An 8,398-nucleotide genomic window follows, 5' to 3' on the forward strand; every position below is an offset into this window, starting at 1 on the left:
GACTTCGAGACACGCGTCGACAGCGCGGCCGGCTACTTCCCACCCCCGGGCAACACGGACGGCAGCGAGGTGTCCGCCACGCTCTCCGGAGAGGCCCTGCTGCACTTCCGGCCCGGCCTGCAATTGGAGCTGCCCGGCTCCAAGCTGGCCGTGGATCTACGGGGCTACATTGACTACGTCCACTACACCGGCCTGCTGACGCCCGGCTCGACCAACAACTCGCATCTGGAGGGGCTGGCGGATCTCACGCTCAACTTCAACCAGCATGCGCCCGTGTCGTTGGTGCTGGCGGACCACTTCGAGCGCTCGGACCGCACCCGCAGTGTGGCGATCGGCGCGGGCCTGCTGTCGCTCTACAACGAGGTGCGGCTGGGCATGCCGCTCAAGCCCGGCGGCGGCGCCATCAGCGTCACGCCCGAGCTGTCGTGGGGCTTCGAGCGCTTCAAGCCGCTCGCGGCCATGTTCCCCGTGGGCTGCGACTCGCTCGTGTGTGATCCCGCCGCGGTGAACCAGTTCGACTACAGCAACCTGCGGGCGAGCCTGGGGGCCCGCTGGCGCTTCCTGCCCAAGACAGCGGTGGTGGTGGACACCCAGTTCAACTACCGCGACTACACCTGGGGCAGCACGCCGGAGGCCCTGCTGCTCAGTACCCGGTTGGGACTCGCGGGCCTGGTGTCCCCGAAGATCGCCATGACGGCCCTGGTGGGCTGGGGCCAGGACTTCGGCGCGACCGCGAGTGGGACCTTCCTCGCCCAGCTCGAGGGCACCTACATGCTGAGCCAGACGGCCAGCGTGAAGGTCGGCTACACGCGCGCGCTGGAGCCCGTGGCCATCTTCGGCCTGTTCCGGGACGATCGCGGCTACCTGGAGGGGCAGGCCCTGCTCGGCGGCCGGCTCACCTTGAGGGGCATGGTCGCCTTCGACTACCTGAGCTTCCAGGGGACCCGGCGCGACCGCCTCTTCAAGGTGGACATCGGTCCCCAGTACCAGTTCCAGCGCTGGCTCATCGGCGGGGTCGGCTACCTGTTGGGGTTGCGGTCGTCCAACGAGCCTGGAGCCGGCATCAACTATACCCGGCACGAAGGGTATGTTCGGATGACCGTGAGTTACTGAGACGGCCACCGTGATGCGCATCCTCTCCCTGCTCGTGCTGTTGCTCGTCGCGCCGACCGCGTGCCGCACCGCCACGCCTCCCCTGGCGACCGAGGCCGCGGCGAAGGTGGAGGCCTCGCCCTCCGACGGCTCCGACACCCGCCGCACCCTGGGCCCGGGAGACCTGGTGGACGTGCGCGTCTACCAGGAGCCGGACCACTCGGGCGTGTGGGCCGTGTCCCCCGAGGGCACCATCGACTACCCGCTGTGCGGGAAGATCCACCTGGCGGGCCGCACCTCCGGCACCGCTGCGGACCTCCTGCGCGAGTGCCTCGCCCGCTACCTGCGCCACCCCGACGTGTCCGTCGCCATCCGCGAGTACAACTCGAAGAAGGTCTTCGTCTTCGGCGAGGTGCAGAAGCCGGGCACGTTCACCTACGTGGAGGGGATGACCATCATCGAGGCCATCACCATGGCCGGCGGCCTCACCAAGCTGGCCTCGCCCAACGGCACCACCGTGGCGCGGCAGGCAGAGGGCCAGCAGCAGAAGGTCCGCGTCCCGGTGAAGGACATCCGCGACGGCCAGGAGAAGAACTTCCCCCTCCAGCCGGGTGACATCGTCTTCGTCCCGGAGAGCTTCTTCTAGGCGCTCAGGCGCGCGGGGCCGGGGGCGTCCAGCCGATGTCGGCGAGGAAGCCCTTGGACTCGGTGATGAGCTGCGAGGCCAGTCCCGGCGCGCACGCGAGCACGTCTCCGATTCCCACCTGGAAGGGGGCTCCGTCGATGCGCACCATCGTCCCGCCCGCCTCCTGCACCAGCAGCGCTCCGGCGGCCACGTCCCAGGGCTTGAGGCCGAACTCGAAGAAGCCATCGAACCGGCCCGCGGCCACGTAGGCCAGGTCCAGCGCCGCGCTGCCCGTGCGGCGCATGCCCTGCGCCCGGACGATGAAGCGCCGCAACAGGCCCACCGGGCCCTCGGGCCGCTGGTGCACGTCGTAGGGGAAGCCCGTGCACAGCAGCGCGTGTCCCAGCTCCGTGGTGCCCGAGACCCGCAGGGGCCGGCCGTTGAGCGTGCCCCCCTCCCCTCGCGCGGCGGAGAAGAGCTCGTCGAGCATGGGATCGTAGATGGCGCCGGCGAGCAGCCCGTCCGGCCCCTCCACCCCCACGCTCACGCAGAAGTGCGGCACCCGGTGCGAGTAGTTGGTGGTGCCGTCCAGCGGATCCACGATCCACCGGAAGCCCGAGCCCTGGGAGGCCCCGCTCTCCTCGGCCAGCACCGCGTGGCCGGGGTAGCGCTGGCGGATGAAGCCGAGCACCGCCTCCTCGGCCGCGCGATCCGCGTCCGTGACGAGGTCGATGCCGCCCTTGTACTCGATGGTGCGCTCGCCCAGGAAACGCTCGGCGAGCACCCGGCCGGCGAGCCGGGCTCCCTCCTCGGCGGTGCGGCGCAGGGTGGCGGGCGACTCCTCGGACATGGCGGCTCCTCCCTCTTTTCCTATTGGGCGGGCTCGGCGAGCAGCAGCTCGATCTCCGCCTGGTACTTGGCGAGGAACTCCTCGGTGAAGCCCTCGTGCACATAGCGCACCACGCCCTTGCGGTCGATCAGCAGCGTGGTGGGCATGGAGCGGACCTTCAGCACCTTGTCCGCCACCTCGGCGTTGGCGTCGACGAGGATGGGCAGGCTCACCTTCGTCTCCTTGAGGAAGGAAGGAATGGCGCGGGAGTCCTCATCCACGTTGAGCGCGTACACCTTGAGGCCCTTCGCGGCGTAGTGCTTCGCGAGATCCTCGTAGATGGGGAGCGCGTCGCGGCAGGGCTCGCACCAGGTGGCCCACACGTCGAGCAGCACCACGTTGCCGCGGTCGCCCACGATGGCGTGGGGCTCGCCGCCGGGGTAGCGCTTGACGGTGAACTCCAGGGGGGCGGGCGTGTCGGAGGACAGGGCCGCCGAGGAGGCCGTCGGGAGCGCGGGGCCGGTGAGCACCGGCATCTTCTGGGCGCAGCCCGCGAGGGCGAGCGCGGCCAGGGCGAGGGAGAGAGGGCGCATGCTCACTTCTCTCCCATGCGGGCGCGCAGCGCGACGAGCAGCTTCTCGATGAAGCCGCCGAAGGCGCCGTTGCTCATGACGAGCAGCACGTCCCCAGGCTGGGCCTCGCGAGCGGCGCGCTCGACGAGCGTGGGCACGTCCGAGGCGTAGTCCGCGGCGATGCCCTGCTTCTTCAGCTCCTCGGTGACGCGAGGCACGTCCAGCTCCTCGCCGGTGGGCACCTTGTCATGGCGCTCGGGCACCTTGAGGCTGGCCCGCGTGGCGCCGGTGAAAGAGTGCGCGTAGTCCTCCTGGTGGATGTTGCGGCGGCTCGTGTTGGAGCGCGGCTCGAAGATGGCCCACAGCCGGCGATCCGCGTAGCGGTGGCGGATGGCGGCGATCGTCTCGCGCACCGCCGTGGGGTGGTGCGCGAAGTCGTCCACCACGAGGATGCCACCGATCTCCGCGCGCACCTCCTGCCGACGCTTCACGCCCTGGAAGGTGGCGAGCCCCTTGGCGATCTCCTCGAAGGAGAGGCCGAGGCCCCGCGCCGCGCCGATGACGCCGAGCGTGTTCTCCACGTTGTGCAGGCCGGAGAGCGGCAGCAGCACGGTGCCGAGCACGGTGCCGCGCTCGAGCACCTCGAAGCGGGCGCCCTCGGGGCCGAAGCGCACGTTGCGCGGGGTGTAGTCGGCCTCGGCACCCTCCTTGGCCACGTAGGTGACGACCTGGCCGGGGCAGGCCTTCGCCAGCTGCACGGCGTTGGGGTACGCGGCGCACACCACGAGCCGGCCGTCCTTCGGAATCAGCCGGACGAACTTGTCGAAGGTGGCCTCGTAGTGCGGCAGGTCGCGGAAGATGTCCGCGTGGTCGAACTCCACGCTGGTGAGGATGGCCGTCTTCGGCCGGTAGTGGAGGAACTTGGAGCCCTTGTCCCAGTAGGCCGTGTCGTACTCGTCGCCCTCGACGACGAAGTGCGCGCCCTTCCCCACGCGGTAGTTGCCCGAGTAGTTCTGCGTCACGCCGCCCACGAGGAAGGACGGATCCCTCCCCGCCTCCACGAGGACGTGGGCCATGATCGACGACGTGGTCGTCTTGCCGTGGGTGCCCGCCACCACGACGGAGTGGGCGCGGTCCAGGAAGAGCGAGCCGAGCGCGGCCGGAAAGCTCATCTGCGGAATGCCGCGCTCGCGCACGGCGGTGGCCTCGGGGTTCACCCGGCGGATGACGTTGCCGATGATGACGAGGTCCGGCTTCGCCACGTCCAGGTTCCCCGGGCTGTACGGCGTGAGCGCCTGGATGCCCCAGTTGCGGAGCATGTCGCTCATGGGCGGGTAGACGTTCTCGTCGCTGCCGGTGACTTCATAGCCCGCGGCCTTGAGCATGCCCGCGAACGAGCCCATGCCGGTGCCGGCCACGCCGACGAGGTGGATGCGGCGCACCGCGCCGGGGGAGATGGTTTCGAGGACGTTGCCGTTGTCGTCAGCCATTTGCTTTCGGGGTGAGGTCATGGAGGCCGAGGGCCTGCACGACGAGGTCGTGGAAGACGGGACGGAAATCGCGGATGCGCACTTCCTGGCGGCCGAGCGCCACGCGGTTGGTGACGAGCGCCACCACGAGGGAGCGGCGCAGGTCCACCCAGAGGCTCGTGCCGGTGAAGCCGAGGTGGCCCACCGCGCCCGGAGGGGTGTCGCCGATGAAGTGGCCCGCGCTGGACAGGCGCTCGGAGGGCGAGTCGAAGCCCATGGAGCGGGTGCTGCCCTCCACGAGCGGATCGGTCGCCAGCGCGCGGAACCAGAGGGGCCCGGGGGCGAGGGCCGCGTCTCCCGAGCACCCCGCGAGGATGGCCTGGCCGAAGCGGGCCACGTCCACCGCGGTGCCGAAGAGACCGGCGTGGCCGCTGACGCCGTCCATCACCCAGGCGTTGTCGTCATCCACCTCGCCGGGCAGGGAGGGACGGGAGGGAAGCTCGCCCCACATCTTCTCCTGGCCGGGAGCGGGCTCGCGGGGACGGGTGGCCCCGGTGGGAGCGACGCGACCGTCGGTGGGAAAGTCCGTGAGGCGGTGGAAGCGCGCGGAGAGGCCGAGCGGCTCGGAGACATGGCGCGAGAAGAGGACGTCCAGGGAAGCACCGCCCGCGCGGGAGAGGATTTCCCCCAGGAGGATGAAGCCCACGTCGCTGTAGGCGGTGCGGGTGCGCAGCGGGGCGGCGAGCGGGGTGCGCGCGGCGGCCTGGATGACCTCGTCGCGGACGCGGGCGCGGGTGGCCGAGGGACAGCCCGGGTCGAGGAGCTCGGGGGTGGAGGTGAGCGCCTCGGCGAAGAAGGGCACGAAGGGCGGCAGGCCCGAGCGGTGGTAGAGCAGATCCGCCACGGTGGCCCCCGCCTCCCCCACGGGCGAGCCCGGGAAGAAGCGGGCCACCGGGGTCTCGGGCCCCACCTTCCCCTCCGTCCAGAAGCGCAGGAAGAGCGCGGTGGTGCAGAGCACCTTGGTGACGGAGGCCAGGTCGAAGCGGGTGTCCCCGGTGACGTTGCCGGCCACGCCCCCGAAGACCTGGGCGCCCCGGTGCAGCACCACGGCCTGCGCGGCCGGGAAGATGCCGAGCGTGATGGCCTCCTCCAGTGCGCTCTGGAGGTCGGCGATGGGGTGACTGCTCATGCCTGCACCGCTCCTTCCAGGAAGGTGAGGCGGGCGGCGCTGGCATCCAACCGCACGTGGGTGCCGAGGGCGATGGGGTAGTTGGGCGTGTCGTGGCCGACCGGGAAGCCGGCGGCGCACGGGAGGCCCGTCTCCTCGGCGAGCGAGCGCAGGACATCGGCGCTGCCGTAGGGGGCGTCCTTCACCTCGCAGTCGGTGAAGTCCCCGAGCACGATGCCGCGCACGCGTTCGAACACGCCGGCGAGCTTGAGGTGGGTCCACATGCGGTCGAGCCGGTAGGGACGCTCACCTACGTCCTCGAGGAAGAGGACGGCCCCGTCGAGCGGCGGCATGTAGGGAGTGCCCAGCAGCCGGGAGAAGACGGAGAGGTTGCCGCCGAGCAGCCGTCCCTCGACGACGCCGGGGACGAAGGAGTCCTTGCCCTGGAGGGGCGGCGGGGCCTCGGGGGACTCCAGGAGGCGGAAGAGGTACTCCTGGACCTCGGGAGGCTGCTTGCCCAGGTGGGTGACGACGGGCCCGTGGATGGTGACGCGGCCGAGCCCCTGGAGCGGCAGGTGGACGGCGGTGACGTCGGAGAAGCCGACGAGCGCCGTGGGAGCCATGTCCGCGAGCGGGAGGGACGGCAGGAGACGCATGCACCCGTAGCCTCCGCGGGCGCAGAAGACGGCGCGGGCGCTGGAGTCGGTGAGGGCGTGGGAGAGCTCCTCGGCACGACGGGCATCGGTGCCGGCGAGGTAGCGCCAGCTCTCGTAGAGGTCGGGCCGGAAGACGGGCGAGTAGCGCTGAGCGAGGACGTTGAGGCCGACCTCGAAACTCGGGCGGTCGAAGGGGCCGGCGGGGGCCACGACGTGGACGGTGTCGCGAGGACGCAGCGGGAGGGGCTTGAGCCAACGCACGGGCGCCTTCATAGCACCGGGGGAGCGGGTGTCCCCGTGCTTCGAACACCACATGTCCGGGTGACAACCTCCCCTCTCCCCCCGGAAGAAGGCCAGGGTGAGGTTGTCTGGTCCCCTACCCGCCCGCCCGTTCGAGCACGGCGGCGAAGAACCCATCGGTCCCGTGCAGGTGCGGCGCGCAGAACAGGAAGCCCTCCCGGACGCACGAGGAGTCCAACCACCCCGCCCCGGGGGAGACCGTCCGGAACTCCGGGGCCGAGCGCAGGAACTCCGAGACAACCTCCTCGTTCTCGGCACGGTTCACGGTGCAGGTCGCGTAGACGAGCCGCCCGCCGGGACGCACGAGCGAGCGCGCGCGAGCGAGGATGTCGCGCTGGACCCGAGGCAGCTCGATGAGGGTGGCGGGGTCGATGCGGAACCGCAGGTCGGGCCCACGCCTCAGGGAACCCAGCTCCGAGCACGGGGCATCCACGAGCACCCGGTCGGCGAGCACGCCCTCCGGAGGCGCCCGGAGCACCTGGACGTTCGAGAGGCCCGCGCGGGAGCACCGCTGCAGGAGCCGGTCGAGCCGCTCGGCATCCGGGTCGTACGCGAGGAGCCGCCCCCGGTTCTCCAGAGCGGCGCCGAGCTGGAGCGTCTTGCCCCCGGCCCCGGCGCACAGGTCGAGCACGGTCTCCCCGGGCCGGGCCTCGACGAGGAGCCCGAGGAGCTGACTGCCCTCGTCCTGCACCTCGAAGAGGCCCTCTCGCAGCGAAGCGAGCCCATACAGGTTGGGCCTGGGGCCCACGACATGGAGCGCGAGGGGGCTGAAGGCCCCAGGCCGGGTCTCGACGCCCTCGGAGCGCAGCCGCTCGGCCAGGGCTTCACGGGTGGTCCGGAGCCGATTCACCCGGAGCGTGATGGGACCGGGGACGTTGAGGTGGGCGCAGAAGTCGTCGGCGGCGGGGCCGAGCTCGCGGGTGAAGTGCTCTGCGAGCCAGTCAGGCAGGGAGTACCGGAGGGCGAGCGACGGGGGCTCTGCGGAGACGAGGGCTGGCGGCGCCTCGAGGCCCGCGAGCCGGGCGGCCTCCTCGGCCGGGAGGCCGACGAGCCGATGGAGGAAGACGAAGAGCAGCGCGGGAGCGGGAGCGTCGGGGATGCCCAGGTGGAACCCGAGCCGACGGCGCCACAGGCCGATGTTGAAGACGGCCTCGGCGAGGACCTGGCGCTGCTCGCGCGAGAGTTGCCGGTGCGCACGCAGGGTGCGGTCCAACACGCGCTCCGCGGAGCTGCCGCCGGAGAGGACGTGGGAGAGGGCCTCGACGACGATGGGGGTCATCCCATCGAGCGCCGACCAGGGAACCGGGCGAAGTCGCGAGAGCGGGTCGAAACGGGATGTTGACAGGACGGACTCCGTTCTTTAGAAAGCACCTCGTTGTCGCGGCGGTTCACCAACGGCCGACGCGCAGCGGACATATTCCCCGATAGCTCAGCCGGTAGAGCGGGTGACTGTTAATCACTAGGTCCGAGGTTCGAGTCCTCGTCGGGGAGCACAAGAAGGGCGTCAGACGAAAGTCTGGCGCCCTTCTTCTTTTGCCCTCCTCTTCCCACGGGCACAACACGGGCAAATCAGTACGTGGGCGACCACGCTCCGGGCGGCTCTAGAACAGCTCGAGCGGTTCGAGACCGACCTGGAGCACTACAACCCGGCGGGCTCGTCTCGCGAGGAGCACATCCACCTCGATGC

Annotated in this window: 8 protein-coding genes and 1 tRNA gene; 3 read left to right on the forward strand and 6 right to left on the reverse strand. The window is 70.9% G+C overall.

Annotation, left to right across the window (positions count from 1 at the left end):
• On the forward strand, positions 1-1,113 hold a 1,113-nt coding region (locus tag VF697_RS11385; RefSeq protein WP_331094179.1), incomplete at its 5' end, for a hypothetical protein.
• A gap of 13 nt (positions 1,114-1,126) precedes the next feature.
• Complete coding sequence (locus tag VF697_RS11390; RefSeq protein ID WP_331094190.1) at positions 1,127-1,738, forward strand: polysaccharide biosynthesis/export family protein; 612 nt, start codon at positions 1,127-1,129, stop codon at positions 1,736-1,738.
• Positions 1,739-1,742: 4 nt separating this feature from the next.
• On the opposite strand, the gene VF697_RS11395 is transcribed toward VF697_RS11390, so the two are convergent.
• The 6 genes from VF697_RS11395 to VF697_RS11420 form a co-directional block, all read right to left on the reverse strand.
• Positions 1,743-2,567, reverse strand: coding sequence for an inositol monophosphatase family protein (locus tag VF697_RS11395; protein WP_331094181.1), 825 nt, complete (start codon positions 2,565-2,567; stop codon positions 1,743-1,745).
• A 20-nt stretch (positions 2,568-2,587) separates the two neighbouring features.
• On the reverse strand, positions 2,588-3,139 hold the full coding sequence (locus tag VF697_RS11400) for a TlpA disulfide reductase family protein (RefSeq protein ID WP_331094183.1): 552 nt from the start codon (positions 3,137-3,139) through the stop codon (positions 2,588-2,590).
• A gap of 2 nt (positions 3,140-3,141) precedes the next feature.
• Complete coding sequence (mpl, locus tag VF697_RS11405; RefSeq protein ID WP_331094184.1) at positions 3,142-4,608, reverse strand: UDP-N-acetylmuramate:L-alanyl-gamma-D-glutamyl-meso-diaminopimelate ligase; 1,467 nt, start codon at positions 4,606-4,608, stop codon at positions 3,142-3,144.
• Positions 4,601-5,776, reverse strand: coding sequence for a serine hydrolase domain-containing protein (locus VF697_RS11410; RefSeq protein WP_331094186.1), 1,176 nt, complete (start codon positions 5,774-5,776; stop codon positions 4,601-4,603). The genes mpl and VF697_RS11410 overlap by 8 nt, the downstream gene beginning before the upstream one ends.
• Positions 5,773-6,684 (reverse strand): LD-carboxypeptidase, encoded by a 912-nt coding sequence (locus VF697_RS11415; protein ID WP_331094193.1) that lies wholly within the window; start codon positions 6,682-6,684, stop codon positions 5,773-5,775. The genes VF697_RS11410 and VF697_RS11415 overlap by 4 nt, the downstream gene beginning before the upstream one ends.
• A gap of 103 nt (positions 6,685-6,787) precedes the next feature.
• Positions 6,788-7,990, reverse strand: coding sequence for an RsmB/NOP family class I SAM-dependent RNA methyltransferase (locus VF697_RS11420; RefSeq protein WP_331094188.1), 1,203 nt, complete (start codon positions 7,988-7,990; stop codon positions 6,788-6,790).
• Positions 7,991-8,129: 139 nt separating this feature from the next.
• On the opposite strand from VF697_RS11420, the gene VF697_RS11425 reads away from it, so the two are divergent.
• A tRNA-Asn gene (locus tag VF697_RS11425) sits at positions 8,130-8,202 on the forward strand.
• Positions 8,203-8,398 lie beyond the last annotated feature (196 nt).

The organism is Archangium sp. (assembly GCF_036388035.1).
Lineage (GTDB): Bacteria > Myxococcota > Myxococcia > Myxococcales > Myxococcaceae > Archangium.